Source organism: Amycolatopsis sp. FU40, from assembly GCF_021903635.1.
Classification (GTDB): Bacteria; Actinomycetota; Actinomycetes; order Mycobacteriales; family Pseudonocardiaceae; genus Amycolatopsis; species Amycolatopsis dendrobii.
In genome coordinates this window covers 6575172-6591082 of sequence record NZ_CP091381.1, presented here as the reverse complement: position 1 = coordinate 6591082, position 15911 = coordinate 6575172, and the positions used below count along the sequence as shown (strand labels likewise).

At 69.1% G+C, this 15911-nt stretch carries 16 protein-coding genes; 8 read left to right on the top strand and 8 right to left on the bottom strand.

All coding sequences use genetic code 11. The annotated features are described in order from the left end of the window. Positions 1–121 precede the first annotated feature (121 nt). Positions 122–661, bottom strand: a complete 540-nt coding sequence (locus L3Q65_RS30790; RefSeq protein ID WP_182889734.1) for a helix-turn-helix domain-containing protein — start codon at positions 659–661, stop codon at positions 122–124. Between the two features lie 112 nt (positions 662–773). Here L3Q65_RS30790 and L3Q65_RS30785 point away from each other — a divergent pair, with 112 nt between their 5' ends. Continuing rightward, entirely contained in the window at positions 774–1736 is a 963-nt protein-coding gene (locus L3Q65_RS30785) for a hypothetical protein (RefSeq protein ID WP_237597304.1), read from the top strand. On the opposite strand, the gene L3Q65_RS30780 is transcribed toward L3Q65_RS30785, so the two are convergent. Beyond that, positions 1719–2552 (bottom strand): LysR family transcriptional regulator, encoded by an 834-nt coding sequence (locus L3Q65_RS30780; protein WP_237597303.1) that lies wholly within the window; start codon positions 2550–2552, stop codon positions 1719–1721. The two genes, L3Q65_RS30785 and L3Q65_RS30780, sit on opposite strands and share 18 nt — an antisense overlap. 70 nt (positions 2553–2622) lie before the next feature. Between L3Q65_RS30780 and L3Q65_RS30775 the strand changes: the two genes are divergently transcribed. The 3 genes from L3Q65_RS30775 to L3Q65_RS30765 all read left to right on the top strand — a co-directional run bounded on the left by L3Q65_RS30775 (position 2623) and on the right by L3Q65_RS30765 (position 4795). Further along, on the top strand, positions 2623–2940 hold the full coding sequence (locus L3Q65_RS30775; protein ID WP_237597302.1) for a hypothetical protein: 318 nt from the start codon (positions 2623–2625) through the stop codon (positions 2938–2940). Continuing rightward, entirely contained in the window at positions 2937–3668 is a 732-nt protein-coding gene (locus tag L3Q65_RS30770; RefSeq protein ID WP_237597301.1) for an SDR family NAD(P)-dependent oxidoreductase, read from the top strand. The genes L3Q65_RS30775 and L3Q65_RS30770 overlap by 4 nt, the downstream gene beginning before the upstream one ends. Before the next feature lie 224 nt (positions 3669–3892). After that, positions 3893–4795: a polysaccharide deacetylase gene (locus L3Q65_RS30765; protein ID WP_182889738.1), complete on the top strand. Its 903-nt coding sequence runs from the start codon at positions 3893–3895 to the stop codon at positions 4793–4795. On the opposite strand, the gene L3Q65_RS30760 is transcribed toward L3Q65_RS30765, so the two are convergent. Further along, a complete protein-coding gene (locus L3Q65_RS30760) occupies positions 4731–5942 on the bottom strand; it encodes an MFS transporter (RefSeq protein WP_182889739.1) in 1212 nt (403 codons plus the stop codon). The genes L3Q65_RS30765 and L3Q65_RS30760 overlap by 65 nt on opposite strands. A gap of 273 nt (positions 5943–6215) precedes the next feature. Here L3Q65_RS30760 and L3Q65_RS30755 point away from each other — a divergent pair, with 273 nt between their 5' ends. Then, positions 6216–7547 (top strand): sensor domain-containing protein, encoded by a 1332-nt coding sequence (locus L3Q65_RS30755; protein ID WP_220506753.1) that lies wholly within the window; start codon positions 6216–6218, stop codon positions 7545–7547. Between the two features lie 11 nt (positions 7548–7558). Beyond that, positions 7559–8206: a response regulator transcription factor gene (locus tag L3Q65_RS30750; RefSeq protein ID WP_182890222.1), complete on the top strand. Its 648-nt coding sequence runs from the start codon at positions 7559–7561 to the stop codon at positions 8204–8206. 38 nt (positions 8207–8244) lie between these two features. Here the strand turns inward: L3Q65_RS30750 and L3Q65_RS30745 are convergent, their stop codons facing one another. After that, positions 8245–9933, bottom strand: coding sequence for a 2-isopropylmalate synthase (locus L3Q65_RS30745; RefSeq protein WP_182889740.1), 1689 nt, complete (start codon positions 9931–9933; stop codon positions 8245–8247). Positions 9934–10136: 203 nt separating this feature from the next. Between L3Q65_RS30745 and L3Q65_RS30740 the strand changes: the two genes are divergently transcribed. After that, entirely contained in the window at positions 10137–11066 is a 930-nt protein-coding gene (locus tag L3Q65_RS30740) for a LysR family transcriptional regulator (RefSeq protein ID WP_237597300.1), read from the top strand. Here the strand turns inward: L3Q65_RS30740 and L3Q65_RS30735 are convergent, their stop codons facing one another. Further along, the gene (locus L3Q65_RS30735; RefSeq protein ID WP_237600959.1) at positions 11067–11771 is read right to left on the bottom strand and encodes a GNAT family N-acetyltransferase; all 705 of its coding nucleotides are present in this window, start codon (positions 11769–11771) and stop codon (positions 11067–11069) included. Positions 11772–11784: 13 nt separating this feature from the next. Beyond that, positions 11785–12516 carry a DUF2786 domain-containing protein gene (locus tag L3Q65_RS30730; protein WP_037811165.1) on the bottom strand — a complete coding sequence of 244 codons (732 nt, stop codon included), beginning with the start codon at positions 12514–12516 and terminating at the stop codon, positions 11785–11787. A 136-nt stretch (positions 12517–12652) separates the two neighbouring features. Here L3Q65_RS30730 and L3Q65_RS30725 point away from each other — a divergent pair, with 136 nt between their 5' ends. Next, positions 12653–14080, top strand: coding sequence for an NAD(P)/FAD-dependent oxidoreductase (locus tag L3Q65_RS30725; protein ID WP_237597299.1), 1428 nt, complete (start codon positions 12653–12655; stop codon positions 14078–14080). Here L3Q65_RS30725 and L3Q65_RS30720 read toward each other — a convergent pair. Continuing rightward, a complete protein-coding gene (locus L3Q65_RS30720) occupies positions 14047–14697 on the bottom strand; it encodes a response regulator transcription factor (protein ID WP_182889743.1) in 651 nt (216 codons plus the stop codon). The two genes, L3Q65_RS30725 and L3Q65_RS30720, sit on opposite strands and share 34 nt — an antisense overlap. Next, positions 14694–15836: a sensor histidine kinase gene (locus tag L3Q65_RS30715; protein ID WP_182890224.1), complete on the bottom strand. Its 1143-nt coding sequence runs from the start codon at positions 15834–15836 to the stop codon at positions 14694–14696. Before L3Q65_RS30715 ends, L3Q65_RS30720 begins: the two co-directional genes overlap by 4 nt. Between the last annotated feature and the right edge of the window lie 75 nt (positions 15837–15911).

The window sequence follows — 15911 nt, the reverse complement described above, 5'->3', positions numbered from 1 at the left end:
GATGTTAAGTCGGGATTTTCGTTGCTAGGCACCGACTTTCGACGGTGTGTTCGGGTCGGCGCAGGTCAGCGGGGGCATAGGTTTTCCCCGGTGCCCAGTGTTATTCCGCCGAGTGGAGCAATCAGCGCGTGGTGGCCCGGACGCGGATGCGCTCGCCCTGCTTGCCGAACATGCTGAGGATTTCGACCGGACCCTCTCCGGTGCTGCCGAACCAATGCGGGATCCGGGTGTCGAATTCGGCGACCTCGCCCGCTTTCAGGACGACGTCGTGTTCGCCGAGCACGAGCCTGCCCTTGCCGCTGAGCACGCAGAACCACTCGTGGCCTGGATGCGTGCGCGGATCGGGTTCGCATGGGGTGGCGTCGAAGATCATCTTGAGCGATTGCAGCCGGCCGGGTTGCCGGGTGAGCGGCACGACGGTCCGGTCGCCGCGGGTGACCGGGTGCAGCGGGGCGGTGCCGACCAGTTCGTCCAGCGGGACGCGGTGCGCGCGGGCGATGGGGAGCAGCAGTTCGAGGGTGGCCTTGCGCTGGCCGGATTCGAGCCGGGAAAGAGTGCTGATGGAGATGCCGGTCGCGTTCGACAGTTCGTCCAGGGTGCGGTTCCGTTGCCGACGGAAATGGCGGAGCCGGGGGCCGACCGCTGCGATGATGTCCTCCACCGAACCAGCATGACACTCCTGGCCACAGGACTGAACGCAATTAGCCCGGCGGCTATCGGCGATCGACCGCGGGCGGATGTTTCGCCTGCTCGGCCGCTCTAGCCTGGTTCGCGTGGTCAGGCAGGCAATCGCACTCTTCTTTCTCGCTCCGCTGGTCGGCGAGTACCTGCTGGGCAACACGCCGGTGACCGACGTCGGCTCGCTCTTCCTGTTCGCGCCGATGTACGGCGGTGGCGCGCTGCTGATCCGCGAGGTCGCGCGACGCACCGGGCGCGACTGGGCGGCGATCGTCCCGTTCGCGGCGGCGTACGCGCTGCTGGAGGAGGGACCGATCGACATGATGCTGTGGAACCCGGCTTACGGCGGATTCGACCTCGCGGCCGTCTACTCCGAAACGTACGTCCCGGCGCTGGGCACGAGTGTTCAGCTGCTTCAGGACGTGCTGACCATGCACCCGGTCTGGAGCATCTGCGTGCCGATCGCCATCGTGGAAGCGTTCTGCCGGGAACGCACTCAGCCGTGGCTGGGCAAAGCCGGACTGCCAGTGGTCGCGGTGGTCTTCGCGGCCGGGTCGGCGGCGTTGTGCGCGATGCAGATCGCCTCGACGGGGTTCGTGGCTTCGGCGGGTCAGCTGGGTTGGGCGGGCGCGGCCGTCGCCGGGTTGGTCGCGCTGGGATTTTGGCTGGGCAGGAGGCCGGTGCCGCGCCGGGACGGCGTCGCTCCCGCACCCGCGGTCGTGGGGGTCGCGGCGTTCGGGGCGACGAGCCTGGTGTGGTGCCGGGAATTCCTGCCGGACGGGGTTCCGCAACCGGCGGTCGCGGCGGGCTGGTGCGTGCTGGTCGCGGCGGCGGTCGCGCTGGTGTTCCGGTGGTGCCGGTCTGCCGGCTGGGGCGCGCCGCACCGGCTCGCGCTCGCGGCGGGTGCGCTGGTCACCTATGTCTGGGTTGGCTGGTTTCACGCGCGGGACATGGACATTCCGCGGACGACCGCTCTGCTGAGCACCATCGGGTACGCCATCGCGGTAGCCGCGTTGCTGCTGGCGGCCTTCAAACGAGCTTCAGCGCACCGAATCTAGCGCCGCGTTCACGAACGAAGCTACCTGCGGCCGCCGGTCCTGCTCGTTCCAGGCGAGCACCAGCTGACTGGGCGGCGCGTCCCCGATCGGCACGCAGACGACGCCCGGCGGGACCTGGTCGACCAGCGATCGCGGCAGTACGCCGACCATCCGCTCCAGCGAGATGAGGTGCAGCAGCTGGACCACGTCCGCCACCTCCGGGCCGGTTCCGTCGACGCCGGGCACGCCCTTCCACGACGGGAGCGTTTCTCCGTCCAAATCGGACAGCCGGACGGACGCGTGCTGTGCCAGCCGGTGCGTGCTGGGGACGATGGCCACCCGGTCCTCGGCGTGCAGGGTTTCGTAGGCAAGCCCGGTCAGGTTGTCGAACGGGACGAACAGGAGGCCGACGTCCGCGCGGCCGCTGAGGAGAAAGTCGGCACGGTCGGCGGGGCCGCTGAAGAGGATGTCGACCTGGTGCGCGTCGGGATGACGGGAGTACTCGGCGAGGATTCCGGACAGCAGCCCGGCGTCGCCGCCCGGTTTGAGCACCAGGCGCAGGTGGCTTTCGCCGGCGCGGCGGGCGTTGCGGGCGGCGGCGCTGACCGCGTTGAGCGCGTGCCGTCCGTGTTCCTGGAGTGCCTCGCCGGCCGCGGTGAGTTCGACGTGGCGGCTCGAGCGGGCGAACAGTTGCACGCCGAGCCGGGTTTCGATGCGCTGGATCGCCTTCGAGAGCGCGGGCTGGGCGATCGACAGCCGCACCGCGGCGCGGCCGAAGTGCAGCTCGCTGGCGACTGCCAGGAAGTACTCGAGTTCGCGCGTTCCCAGTTCAGCCATGCCTCCAGGTTATCGCCAAATAGCGAATCGGTCTTGGACGTCCAGTCGGCACCGGGGCAAAACTTGAAGCATGATCACGCACACGATGATTGTTTCGTTCGACCAGCCGCTCCCCGACAGTGAGCTGGATCAGTACCTCAGCGATATCAAACAGGCCATGCTGGCGACCCGGTTCGCCGAGTCGGTGCAGACCCGGCGGCACCTGCCGATCCCCGGTGAAGACGCCATCCCGGCGCTCATCGCGACGGCGATCGTCCAGGTCACCCTCGCCGACCTCGACACGCTGGCCAAGAGCTTCACCGCACCCGAACTGCACGAGGTGATCGAGCGGTGGCAGGCGCGGCATTCGTACCGCGTGGCCTGGGCGAACCACGAGTCGCTGTCGTGAACCGGCGGCGTGGGCTCGTCACCGGTGCGGGCAGCGGGATCGGCCGGGCGGCGGCGATCGAGTTCGCGCGCACCGGGGCAGCGGTGGGCGTGCTGGACATCGACGCGGCGGCCGCGGCGGAAACCGTCGAATTGATCAAGGAGGACGGCGGGGAAGCGCTCGCCGTACAGGTCGACATCGCCGACGAGCCGTCAGTGCAGGCCGCGGTCAAGCAGACGGTCGAGGCGTACGGCGGGCTCGACTTCGCGGTGAACAACGCCGGATTGTCGTCGCGCAAACGCGTCGACCAGTTGACTCTCGCTGAGTTCGAGCGCGTCGTGCAGGTGAATCTGTCCGGGACCTTCCTCTGCATGAAGTACGAACTGCCGCACCTGAAGGGCGGCGCGATCGTGAACGTCGCGTCCAACGGCGGGTTGTACGCGATCCCGAACGCGCCGGCTTACGTCGCGGCGAAGCACGGGATAGTGGGCCTGACCAAGGTCGCGGCGGTCGACTACGCGGCGGACGGCATCCGCGTCAACGCGGTGTGCCCGGGGCCGACGCGGACGCCGGGGTTCGACAAGTGGGCCGGCGACCCCGGAATGATCGCCCGGCAGGAGGCGATCACTCCGCTCGGCAGGCTGGCCACTCCGGAGGAAGCCGCCGCGGCCGTGGTCTGGCTTTGTTCGGACGCCGCGTCGTACGTCACCGGGGCGACGCTGTCGGTCGACGGCGGACGGCGGGCGTAGTTCCGGTCGCCGTAGCGGTCTCGACCGCCTGCTACGACGGTGGATTCGACCGGCTCGGCGGCCAGCACGGCGGCTCCGTCGCGCGCGAATGCCTCCCTGGTCCAGGTGCCGCGACCCGACCATGAGCCGCCTTGCTGGCTTCCGGACGCCACTGGCCGGCTTGTAGGCCTCTTGGTCGGTGGCACAGCGATACGATGAAGCCTCGCGGCACAGGGGGAGGAAGCATGACCGAACCGTGGCAGTGGAGCGAGCAGACCTGGCGCAACCACGTCGGTCGCGTGCGTGCCGGCCGGCCGTTGCGGCCGGAATCCTGGCCGGGCGGGGCGCGAGTGGCCGTGGCGTTGTCGTTCGACTCCGACCACGAGACGATCTCGCTGCGCGACGGCCAGGTGCTGCCGGGCAAGCTGTCGCAAGGCGAGTACGGCTCGCGGGTCGGCGTGCCGCGGGTGCTGAAGCTGCTTGAGCGGTTCGGGGCGCCGTCGACGTTCTTCATGCCCGCGGTGTCGGGGTTGCTGCACGACGGCGAGGCACAGTCCTATGTGGAGGCCGGACACGAGGTCGCGTTGCACGGCTGGATCCACGAAAGCAATGCGCAACTGCCGTCTCTTGCGGAACGTGACCTCACGTTCCGGGCCGCCGATGCGTTGGAACGGCTCACCGGCACCCGTCCGGTCGGCATTCGCACCCCGTCGTGGGACTTCTCCGAAAGCTCCCTCGCGATCATCCGCGAACTGGGCCTGGCTTACGACTCCTCGCTGATGGCGGACAACGACTGCTACGAGATCCTCGCCGACGGCGAACCGACCGGCATTGTCGAGCTTCCGGTGGAATGGATCCGCGACGACGCGCCGTACTTCACGATGAACCGCTTCGGCTCGCAGCGCCCGTACACCCCGCCGCGGGAAGTGCTGCCGATCTGGCGCGACGAGTTCGACCTCGCCTTGGCCGAGGGCGGGCTCTTCCAGCTCACCATGCACCCGCACATCATCGGACATCGTTCCCGCATCACGATTCTCGCCGAGCTGCTGGAGCACATCGCTTCGCACGACGGGGTTTGGTTCGCTACGCACGCGCAAGTCGTCGACTACGTTTCAAGGCCGAGCGCCGATGGATCGCCGCCACGATAGTGCCGACGACCGCGGCCAAAGCTCCGGCCAGAATGAACGTCGTCCCCATCCCGACTGCGTCGATCACCGGCTGCGCGATCAGCGGCGACGAGAACTGGCCGAGGAACAACGCGGACGTCAGCAACCCGAGTGACCTGGTCCGTACCCCGGGGGAAGCGGTGGAAACCAGCCATCCGTTGACGGTCGGGTTTTGCAGACCCACGCCGAGTCCGACCACGACCATGCCCAGCGCGGCCGTCCACAACGCGCCGGCGGTGCCGAGGACGACCAGTCCGACGGCGAAGGCGGCGAACATCGCGATGGCCAGCATCGGAAAGGACCAGCGAGCGCGCAGCCGCCGGAAGTTCAGTCCCACCAGGGTCATCACCAGATTGACCGCGGCGATCAAGGCTCCCGCGACCGCTGGTCCCGCGCCGCCGACTTCGGCCAGCCAGAACGGAGCCTGCGTCGGAACGGTGTAGAAGACCACGACGCCGATGAAGATCAGCGCGTACAACCCCAGCAGCCGTGGCTGCCACGGCGATGCGGCCGTGGTGGTGTCCGTCGGATCGGCCGGCTGGACGGGTGCGTCCGGCACGAATCGGAGCACGAGCGCCAGCATCGGAATCGCCAGCAGGTAGATCGCGAACGGGCCCCGCCAGTCCAGCGCGGCCAGCAAGCCGCCGAGCAGCAGTGCGACGACACCGCCGAAACCCATTGCCGCGCCTTGCAGTCCGAGCACACGGCCGTGTTCCTCGGGGGCATGGTGGTCGGCGATCAACGCGGTTGACGTGGTCATGATGCCGGCGATGCCGATCCCGAGCACGGCCCGTCCGACGAGCAGTGCGGGGAGGGAGTCCAGCAGCAGGCCGGATCCGCCGCCGACGGTGTAGAGGGCGAGGCAGCCGATCAGCAGCGGGACGCGTCCGGTCCGGCCGCTCAGTTTGGCGAGCAACGGTGCGGACACCATGATCGCCAGGCCCGGCAAGGTGAGCACCAGCCGGACGAGGAGCTCCGCGTGCGGTTCGGCGGCGAAATGTCGTTGCATGCCCGGCAACGCGGGTGTGATCGTGGCGCTGGCCATGATGGTCATGGTGCTGACGCCGAGCAGCGTCGCCAGCAAGGATCTCGGTGGGCGCCGCACTCCGGCGTCAGTCGTTTCGGTCACGACGTCGAAGGTAAAACTTCAACTAAACTTGAAGTCAAGGCTGAGAACGCGTGGGCGGGCTCGCCGAATACCGGGCTCGGCACCACGATGACGAGCATGGGCGCGGAAGCGTTGGCCGCGGCAATCGAGGCAGGCGACCTCCGCAGTTACGAAACCCGGATGCGCCGGTTCGTCCACTGGGGGCAACCTGCCGCCGTGGTATGCCTAGCCCTACCCTCGAGACTACGGGCAAGCTGATCGAAACCGGACAGTCCGCTGGCTAATCTGGATCTCGTGGCTACCGTCTCTACGACCGCGAATCCGCGCACTGTGCTGGATGCCCTGTCGCATCGGAAGTTCCTGATTTCCTCCTGGCCGTGGCGGGCGCTGCTTTACGGGCTCAGCACCGGCCCGATGACGCTGCTGTTCGGCCTTCCGTTCGGATGCTGCCTGTTGCCGCTCGCGGTGCTGGTCAGCCGCGTCGTGCACGGGCAGACCTCCGATCTGGCGCTCGTCGCGGCGTTCTCGGTGTTCGGCATGCTGCTGTTCCTGAGCGCTGGCCCGGCGTGGGCGGCGGTGGTGGCCGGGGTCGAACGGCAGCGGCTGCGCATGGTCGACCTCAACCCGGTGACTGTCCCCTTTGGACCGATCAGCGAACCGGGTTGGTGGCCGCGAATGCGAACGCGGTACACCGAGCCGGCGGCATGGCGCGAACTCGGCTACGCGGTTCTGTTGTGCACCGCGATTCCCGCGCTGTACTCAGTGGCCGGCATGGTCGCGTTGTTCGCCGCGGTTCTGGTGGCGAGTCCGTTGCTCGTCAACGCGAACGACACGATTTCCGTGGGTTTCACCGAGGTTTCCACTCCCGGAGGCGCGGTCCCGTACGCACTGGCCGGTGCGGTCCTGCTCGTTCTGTCGGGCTATCTGCTGTCCGGGTTCGCTGGTCTGCACGCGATGCTGGCCCGTTCGCTGCTCACCGACGGGGCTGCCGAGAAGCTCCGCGGCGAGCTGACCGAGGTGTCGCAATCCCGCACCCGGCTGTTGTCGGCGTTTGACGCGGAACGCAAGCGCATCGAACGCGATCTGCACGACGGCGCGCAGCAGCGGCTGGTCGGGCTGAGCCTGCAACTCGGGCTCGCGAAGGTCGATCTGCCGCCGGATTCCGCGGCGGCGAAGGCGGTGTCGGACGCGCACGACCAGGCTAAGAAGCTGATGGTCGAGCTGCGCGAGCTGATCAACGGAATCCACCCGCGCGCGCTCGCCGAACTCGGTTTGCCCGCCGCGCTGGAGGAACTCGCCGACGGCTGCGCGGTGCCGGTCACCGTCGATGTGGCGGTGCCGGTGCGGTTGCCGGAGCCGGTGGAATCCACCGCGTACTTCGTGGTGGCCGAGTCGCTGACCAATGTCGCCAAGCATTCCGCGGCCAGTTGCGCTTCGGTGACCGCCGGAATTGTCGGCCGGATCCTTGCTATTGAGGTATGGGACAACGGAGCAGGCGGTGCTGAGCCGTCGCGCGGCACGGGGATCACCGGGTTGAGCGATCGGGTCGCCGTGCTGGGCGGCCGGATGTGGGTGCGCAGTCCGGTCGGCGGGCCGACCGTCGTGCGAGTGGAGCTGCCGTGCTGAGCGGAGAGCCGATGCGGGTCGTCCTCGCCGAAGACGAGGTGCTGCTGCGCGAGGGATTGTGCGGGTTGCTGGAGCGGTTCGGCTTCGCGGTCGTCGCCGCGGTCGGCGATGCCGAGGGCTTGCACGCCGCCGTGCGCGAGCACGATCCGGACCTGGTGCTCACCGACATCCGGATGCCGCCCGGCCATTCGGACGAGGGGCTGCGCGCCGCGGTCGAACTGCGCCGCACGCGACCGGAGCTGGCCGTGGTGGTGCTGAGCCAATACGTCGAACACCACCACGCGGCCGACCTGCTCGACTCCGCCGAGGGGCGCGGGGTCGGCTACCTGCTGAAGGACCGGGTGGTCGACGTCGAGGAATTCGTCGGGACGCTGCGCCAGGTCGTGGACGGCGGAACGGCGGTGGATCCGCAGGTGGTGCGCCAGCTGCTGCGCCGCCGGGCCGACCCGATCGCCCGGTTGTCGGCGAGAGAACGGGAAGTCCTGTCGCTGATCGCCGAGGGACACTCGAACGCCTCGATCGCCCGGCGGCTGGTGGTGTCCGACGCCGCGGTGGGCAAGCATGTCGGGAGCATCCTGTCGAAGCTTGACCTCCCGCCGACAGATGACGGGAATCGGCGAGTACTGGCGGTGTTGGCGTTTCTTCGCGGTAGCGGCTGAGGCGGTGCGAGCGCGGTTCGCGCTCGCACCGCTGGGTGTCACGCCGCGTTCACTACCGCGGTCAGGCTGGCCGCGAGTACCGAACGATCGCGCCCGGCTGTCCACTGGGTACCGCTGTCAGTGCGATACTCCAGCAGAGTCAACGCTTCACTGTCGTTGCCGGAGCCGATGCTCGTCTGGTGCAACGCCACGATGTCCACCTTCCGGCCGTGCTCGCCGAGTGCCGCGGTGAGCGCTTCGACCGGGCCGGTTCCGGCGTGTGTGCTGGTGTGCTCGATTCCGTCGGCGCGCAGGGTGATGCTGGTGTGCTCGTCGGCGGAGTTTTCGAAGCGGGACAACGTGATCGCCGGATTCGGCTGGAGGTACGCGGCTTCGAAGAGCTGCCACAGTTCGGTCGCGGTCACCTCGTGGCCGGAGTCGTCGGTGTGGCCTTGGACGCGGCGCGCGAAGTCGATCTGCAGCCGGCGCGGCAGCGTGATCCCGTACTCGCTTTCCAGCAGGTAGGCGATTCCGCCCTTGCCGGACTGCGAGTTCACCCGGATCACGGCGGCGTAGTCGCGACCGAGGTCGGCGGGGTCGATCGGCAGGTACGGGACGCGCCACTCCAGTTCGTGCGCGGGCACGCCGGTTTCCGCGGCGCGCGCGTGATGCTCCGCGAAGCCCTTCTTGATCGCGTCCTGATGCGTGCCGCTGAACGCGGTGTGCACGAGGTCGCCGACGTACGGATGCCGGGCGTGGACCTCGATTCGGTTGCAGTACTCGACGGTGCGGCGGATCTCGTCGATGTCCGAGAAGTCGATCATCGGGTCGACGCCCTGCGCGTGCAGGTTGAGCGCCAGAGTCGCCAGGTCGACGTTGCCGGTGCGCTCGCCGTTGCCGAAGATGCAGCCCTCGACGCGTTCGGCCCCGGCCAGCACGGCGAGTTCGGCGCAGGCGACACCGGTGCCGCGGTCGTTGTGCGGGTGCACGGAAAGGATCACCGAATCGCGGCGCGCGAGGTTGCGGTGCATGTACTCGATCTGGTCGGCGTACACATTGGGTGTCGCGATCTCGACCGTCGCCGGCAGGTTCAGGATCACCGGACGGTCCGGGCTCGCCTCCCACGTCTCGGTGACCGCGTCGCAGACTTCCAGGACATAGTCGGGTTCGGTGAGGTTGAAGACCTCGGGGGAGAACTCGAAGCGGACGTTCGGCAGGTCGCCGGCCGCGCGCAGAACGTCGCGGGCGCCGTCGAGGATCAGTTCTTTCAGCGACGCCTGATCGTGGCCGAGGACCACCGTGCGCCAGGTCGGTGCGGTGGCGGTGTACAGGTGGATCACGACGTCATTGCGGATGCCGCGGACGGACTCCACGGTGCGCTCGATCAGGTCGCGCCGCGCCGGGGTGAACACGACGATGGTGACGTCGTCCGGGGCCAGGTCGGTGTCCGCGAGCAGCCGGACGAAGTCGTAGTCGGTCTGCGAGGCGGACGGGTAGCCGACCTCGATTTCCTTGTACCCCATGCTGATCATCAGCTCGAAGAACCGGCGTTTGCGCGCCGGGTCCATCGGTTCGGCGAGTGCCTGGTTGCCGTCGCGCAGGTCGACCGGCACCCACAGCGGGGCTTGCGTGATCCGGTTGCCGGGCCAGGCGCGCCCGGCGTTGGGGACGTCGACGCGCTGGTAGACGTCGCGGTAGCGGTACGACGGCATGCGGGAGGCTCGCTGCCGGTTCCAAGCGGTGCTCATCTGCGGTCCTTCAGGTGGTCGGAAGCCGACCGGCGCGCGTGCTTGCCCCACGGCGGGGGGCCGGTCCGGTCAGGCCCCGCCGTGGCGGCGAAGGAGAAGGAAGCGCGTGAACATCGAGCCGGAGCGTAGCACAACTCCTCAGACAAGTAGCGGGGTTAAGCCAAGCCGACGCGGCGCGCGGCGCGAGCGCTTAGGATTGCCCCGTGGAGCTGGATTTCGTGCGGACCTTCGTCGCCGTCGTGGATGGAGGGCAGTTCCAGGAAGCGGCCGCGGAGCTGGGGATCACGCAGCAAGCAGTGTCCAAACGCGTCGGTGCGCTGGAACGCGAGCTCGGCGTGCGGTTGTTCACGCGCACCGCGCGCGGGGCCCGGTTGAGCAGCGACGGCGCGGCGTTCCTGCCGCACGCACGCGTGCTGCTCGACGCGGAGAAAAGCGCGCTCGCCGCGGTGCGGCCGGAGAAGCGTCCGCTGCGGGTCGACGTGCTGAACCGGCGGACCAAGTCGGCGCAACTCGCGCTGGGCTTCCACCGGGCGTTTCCGGAAGTGGAGCTGGAGGTCGTGACCACCGGCGCCGAACTGAGCTTCGACGCGGCCGTCGCCGCGGTCGCGGCCGGTTCGGTCGACGCGGCGTTCCGCGGTGTGCCGAAGCGCGACCTGCCAGGCGGCGTGACGAGCGGAGTGGTGGACTACGACGCGCACGAGCTGCTGGTCGGCCCGCGCCATCCGTTCGCCGACCTGCCCTCGGTGCCGATCGCGAAGCTCGTCGGCCACCGGATCTGGATGCCGGGGCTGTCGGCGAGCATGGAATGGGGCGCGTACTACGCGGAGCTGGCCGAGGCGTTCGACCTGACCATCGACGTGTCCGGCCCGGTCTTCGGCAACGAAACGATGCTGGACGAACTGGCGGTCTCGCCCGACCTGTCGACCTTCGTGGGCGCTGGCTCGCGCTATTTCTGGCCGGACGAGTACGACCTCCGCCGGGTGCTGGTGGTCGACCCGACGCCGGTGTACCCGATGTCGCTGCTGTGGCGGCGGGAGCCCGCGCATCCGGACGTGCGGAAACTGCGCGATCACCTGGTGACCGGGCCGGAACCGGGCGACGGAGTTTGGCTGCCCGGGTGGGAGCAGGCGTAGTCAGAGCGGGTGTTCGTACCAGACGTTCGGCTCGACGTACACGCCCAGATCCTGTTCCGTTGCCGCGAGCACCGGCGCGATCCCGCCGGGCACGACGGTGTGTCCGTCTTCGAGCCGAATGCCGGTCCACTGTTCCCACTGCGCGAGCGTGCCGGTGACGGTCATCGCGAACGGCGCGATCTTCCGGAACTCCGCGCCCAGTCGCTCGTGACTGCGCAGCCAGGGATCGGCGCGCCGGCCAAGATAGTCCACAATGGACTCCAGCGGTGGTTTGCCGGTCGGCCGCACGGGCACGACCAGCCGGGAAAGCCCAGCCCGGCGCGCCCGGTTCTTCAGCTCGACGAGTGCTTGCGCGGCAATGCCTTGTCCGCGCGCGGATTCCGCGACGTACACCTCCAGCGCGACCAGCGTGGTGGGTTCCCGTCCGTCGAGGTGGTCTTCGGCAGCCCAGACGAGGGCGCCGTCCCAGCCGTGGTCCGGCAGCTCGGGTCGTTCTGGAGCGGGGAAAGCGACCGGAATCGCCGCTGCTCGCGCTACCGGAACACCGTCGTCGAGCAGTACCAGGAAGAACTCGGGGGCGATGCGCCTCGAGCTGGCCAGCCCCGCGGTGAGGCCTTGGCCGAGGAACTCTCCGCCGACGAACCCCAGCTGGAGCGCGGGAACCCGCAGCTCCGGGCGGGTAGCGAGGTCTTCGATGCGCAGCACGACGCCCACCGGTTCAGCGCACCGGGAGCGCCGACCGCCGCCTGCCCAGCGCCGCCGGGTCGAGATTCGCCCGGGTCCCGGCCCGGTGCCCCTCCCGATACCCCGACCCCGACAACCGTCGCGGGGCCGCCGAGCGCAGGTCGCCGTACTCGCGGTCGAAGGCCTGCTGCACCAACGCCGTCCGGTCCCGCACCACCAGCTCCGCCGACTTCCCGCCTGCGACATCGGAATACGTCCGCGCGGCGTTCTCCTCCGCCGCGGTCAGCCGCTCGTGCACTGCACGCGCGAACCCGTGCAGCCACGTCCGCCGGTACGCCGCCAGCGATTCGCGGAACACCCGTTCCTCCGGCCGCACGCGTGTGAGCTGGGTGCTCGCTTGCAGCAACAGGCTGGTGAACAGCAACTCGACCCGCGCGAGGTCGGTGCGGAAGCCGAACACGGTGACCTCTTCGACCCCTTGGCCGACCCGGTGCAGCAAGGTCCGGCAGCGCAGCGGGTACGCGATGCTGGTGAGCAGACTGGCTTTGTCTCGGCTGTACGGATTGGAGATCGGCAGCTTCAGCACCGTGATGTCGTCGCCGCTCTGACCGGACGCGGCCAGCATCGCGTTGTCGATCCCGTGCCGCGCGATCAGCTGCGCCGCTTTGGTGTTGTACAGCTCGGCTTCGGCGGGCGTGACGGCCGGGTCCTCGGCCTTGGCCAGCAGCTTCCGCACGCGCTCCAGCAACGTGTCGTGGTCGGGCATGACCCCCCCTCTCCAGCAGGCGCGGCCCGTGCGGACCGGCATGGGGTGCACGGTAGGCGTGGGGTACGACAATATTCGATCAGATGTTCGGGAGTGACACTGGGCGCCCGGTTCGTCGCGGTCCTACGATCGGGACGTGTTTCCGCCCGTCACGCTGGACGTCGCGGTCGTCGGCTCGGGCCCGAACGGCCTGGCCGCGGCCGTAGTGCTGGCGCGGGCCGGGTTGTCGGTCGAGGTGTACGAGGCAGCGGCCGAGTCCGGCGGCGGGGCGCGATCGAAGCGATTGTTCGACGCGGACGTTATCCATGACATCTGCTCGGCGGTCCATCCGATGGCCGCGGCTTCGCCGTTCCTCAGGCAGTTCGATCTGGACCTCTGCCATCCCGAAATCCCGTACGCGCACCCGATCGACGAGAAGACCGCAGCCATCGCGTACGCGGACCTCGACCGCACCTGTGCCCGGCTAGGAACCGACGGTGCGCGTTGGCGGCGCTTCATGGCACCGCTGATCGAGCACAGTGCTGAGATCACCGAAGTACTCCTCGGCGACCTTCGCCACCCGCCGCATCCGCGTACGGCGGCGTACATCGCGACGCGCGCTCTCGCGGCTAACTCCTTCAAGAGCAAGGAAGCGGCAGCGCTCATAGCCGGTGTCGAGGCACACGCGCTCGGCAAACTGCCTTCACTCATCGGCAGCGGGATCGCGGTCCTGCTGACGCATCTCGCGCACAGCACAGGCTGGCCGATTCCCCGCGGCGGTTCGCAACGGATCACCGATGCTCTCGTCGCCGACATCGAGGCCCACGGTGGTCGCGTACGCACCAACGCGCGCGTCACCGACGTACGCGACTTAGCGCACGCACGCGCCGTCCTCTTGGACCTAGCGCCGAAAGGCGTCCTCGATATCGCCGGACGGTTGCTGCCCCAGCAGTACCGCAGAGCGCTGGAGAATGTCCGATACGGGCCGGCCGCGGCGAAGGTCGACTTCCTGGTCTCCGAAGCGATCCCGTGGCGCGAAACGGAACTCGGCCGGGCCGGGACTATCCACATCGGAGGGACAAGAGCAGAAGTGTACGCGGCCGACAACGCAGTCGCTGCCGGAAAGCGGGCGCGGGATCCGTTCGTCCTCCTTTCCCAGCCGATGACCGCCGACCCGTCCCGTGGCCTCCCCGGCAAGCAGCCGATCTGGGCCTACGCCCATGTCCCGCACGGAGATCCGCTCGACCCGACCGCCGCGATCATCCGCCGCATCGAACGCTTCGCTCCCGGTTTCCGCGACACGATCCTCGCCTCGCGCGCGATCCCGGCGCGCGATTTCGAGGCTTACAACGCCAATTACGTCGGCGGCGACATCGCGGCCGCCGCGGTCACGCTGCGCCAGGTGCTGGGTCGGCCGATCCTGCGCTGGGACCCGTACCGAACCCCATTGCGTGGCGTCTACCTGTGCTCAGCCGCGACCCCGCCCGGGCCGGGAGTGCACGGAATGGCCGGTCAACACGCCGCGGAACGGGTGCTGCGCAACGAATTCGGCTACCGTCCCGGCCGGACCAAGCCGGTTTCGTAAGCGACCACCACTGCCTGTGCGCGGCTGGAAATCCCGAGCTTCGGCATCAGCCGGTTGAGATGAGTCTTCACCGTCGCCTCGCTGACCAGCAACCGAGTCGCGATCTCCCCGTTCGGCATCCCCGTCCCCACCAACCGGAGCACCTCGCGTTCGCGCTCGGTCAGCGCGCTCAGCTCCGGCGCGGGTTCCGCGGGCGGCGTACTCGTGTACGCCTCCACCAGCCGCCGCGTGATTGTCGGGCCGAACAGCATGTCTCCGCGCGCCACTGACTGGATGCCGGAGATCAGCGTCTCCGGAGGGCTGTCCTTGAGCAGGAATCCGGCCGCACCGGCCCGCAGCGCGCGGTAGACGTACTCGTCGAGGTCGAAGACGGTCAGGATCAGCACGCGCGGGTTGTCCGGCCCGGCGAGGATGCGGGCGGTGGCCGAAACGCCGTCGAGACCGGGCAGCCGGATGTCCATCAGGATCACCTCGGGCCGCAGCCGCGCCGCCTCGTGCACGGCTTCCAAACCGTCCCGCGCCTCGCCGACGACTTCGACGCCCGGCGCGGCGTTGAGCAGCGCGACGAGGCCGGCGCGGACGAGATCCTGGTCGTCCACCACGAGCACACTGGTCACTTCGGTTCTCCACCGGTCCGGTCCGAGTACGGGAGGGTCAGCACCACCTCGAACCCCGCCGGTTCGCGTGGCCCGATTTCGATCTCGCCACCGTACATACGCGCCCGCTCCCGCATGCCGACGAGGCCGTGACCGGCGGGATTGCCGTCGGCGCGCGGTCCGCCGCCGGAGTCGGCGACGCTCAGCCGCAATGCGTCGGACAGGTACTCGACATCCAGCGCGGCGAAGGAATCCGGCGCGTGCTTCAGGACGTTCGTGAGCGCTTCTTGGGCGACCCGGTACGCGCACAGTTGCTGCCCCGACGGCAACGTCCGCGGCGTTCCGGTGACCCGCAGCCGCACGGTCAGCCCGGCCTCGCGGACCCGGCTGACCAGCGAGGGAAGCTCTTCGAGACCCGGCTGCGGACGGTATTCGCCCGGCTCGTGGTGCGGCGGGCGCAGCACGCTGAGCAGACGGCGGAGTTCGTCCAGCGCCTCGGTGGTCGTGCCGGTGATCGTGTCGAGCGCGCCGCGCGCGGTGTCCGGCGCGGACTCGAAGACGTACCGCGCGAGGTTGGCCTGCACGGAGATCACCGACAGATGATGCGAGACAACGTCGTGCAGTTCGCGGGCGATACGCAGCCGCTCTTCGACGACCGCCAGTTCGGCGCGGTCAGCACGCTCCGCGGTCGCGTCGAGGGCGAGCCCGCGAAGGTAGACCGAGTGTCCAATAAGGATGATCACGCACGCTTGCAGTGCCGCGATCACTGTGTCGCCGACGGGATTCGAGTTGTCGCCGACGAGCATCGTGATCTCGAAGCCGGCCACCGCGAACAGCGAAGGCGGCCAGGCCTGCCGGATCGGATAGCGCGCCCACACTGTGTACGCGGCGATCATCAGGTCGGGACGGCCGAGCGTCGCGCGGTATCCGGCCAGCGCGAACGCGCCGACCAGCAGGGTCACCGCGATCAGCGCGCTGATCGGGTAGCGTCGCCGGACCACCAGCGGGGCCGCGCCCGCCGCGGCGAGCAGCAGCCCGAACAGCCCCGGCCGGTCGCCGAGGGAGCCGTGGTGGACCGCCGCCCCGGCGAAAAGGAATAGTCCGACCGCAGCCGCCAGGAGCGAATCCGTGCACAGCGGCCGCGCCCGCAGGATCCGCATCACGCGCCGAAACTACCTCCCTGACCGGCGGTTTCCCAATTCCGTACCGCGATCGCGGCAGGCCGCCTACCGCGA

Coding starts and splice junctions, on each gene's coding strand:
- L3Q65_RS30765 (WP_182889738.1), top strand. CDS start 3,893: ATGACCGAACCGTGGCAGTGGAGCGAGCAGACCTGGCGCAACCACGTC.
- L3Q65_RS30775 (WP_237597302.1), top strand. CDS start 2,623: ATGATCACGCACACGATGATTGTTTCGTTCGACCAGCCGCTCCCCGAC.
- L3Q65_RS30745 (WP_182889740.1), bottom strand. CDS start 9,933: ATGAGCACCGCTTGGAACCGGCAGCGAGCCTCCCGCATGCCGTCGTAC.
- L3Q65_RS30715 (WP_182890224.1), bottom strand. CDS start 15,836: ATGCGGATCCTGCGGGCGCGGCCGCTGTGCACGGATTCGCTCCTGGCG.
- L3Q65_RS30730 (WP_037811165.1), bottom strand. CDS start 12,516: ATGCCCGACCACGACACGTTGCTGGAGCGCGTGCGGAAGCTGCTGGCC.
- L3Q65_RS30780 (WP_237597303.1), bottom strand. CDS start 2,552: ATGGCTGAACTGGGAACGCGCGAACTCGAGTACTTCCTGGCAGTCGCC.
- L3Q65_RS30750 (WP_182890222.1), top strand. CDS start 7,559: ATGCGGGTCGTCCTCGCCGAAGACGAGGTGCTGCTGCGCGAGGGATTG.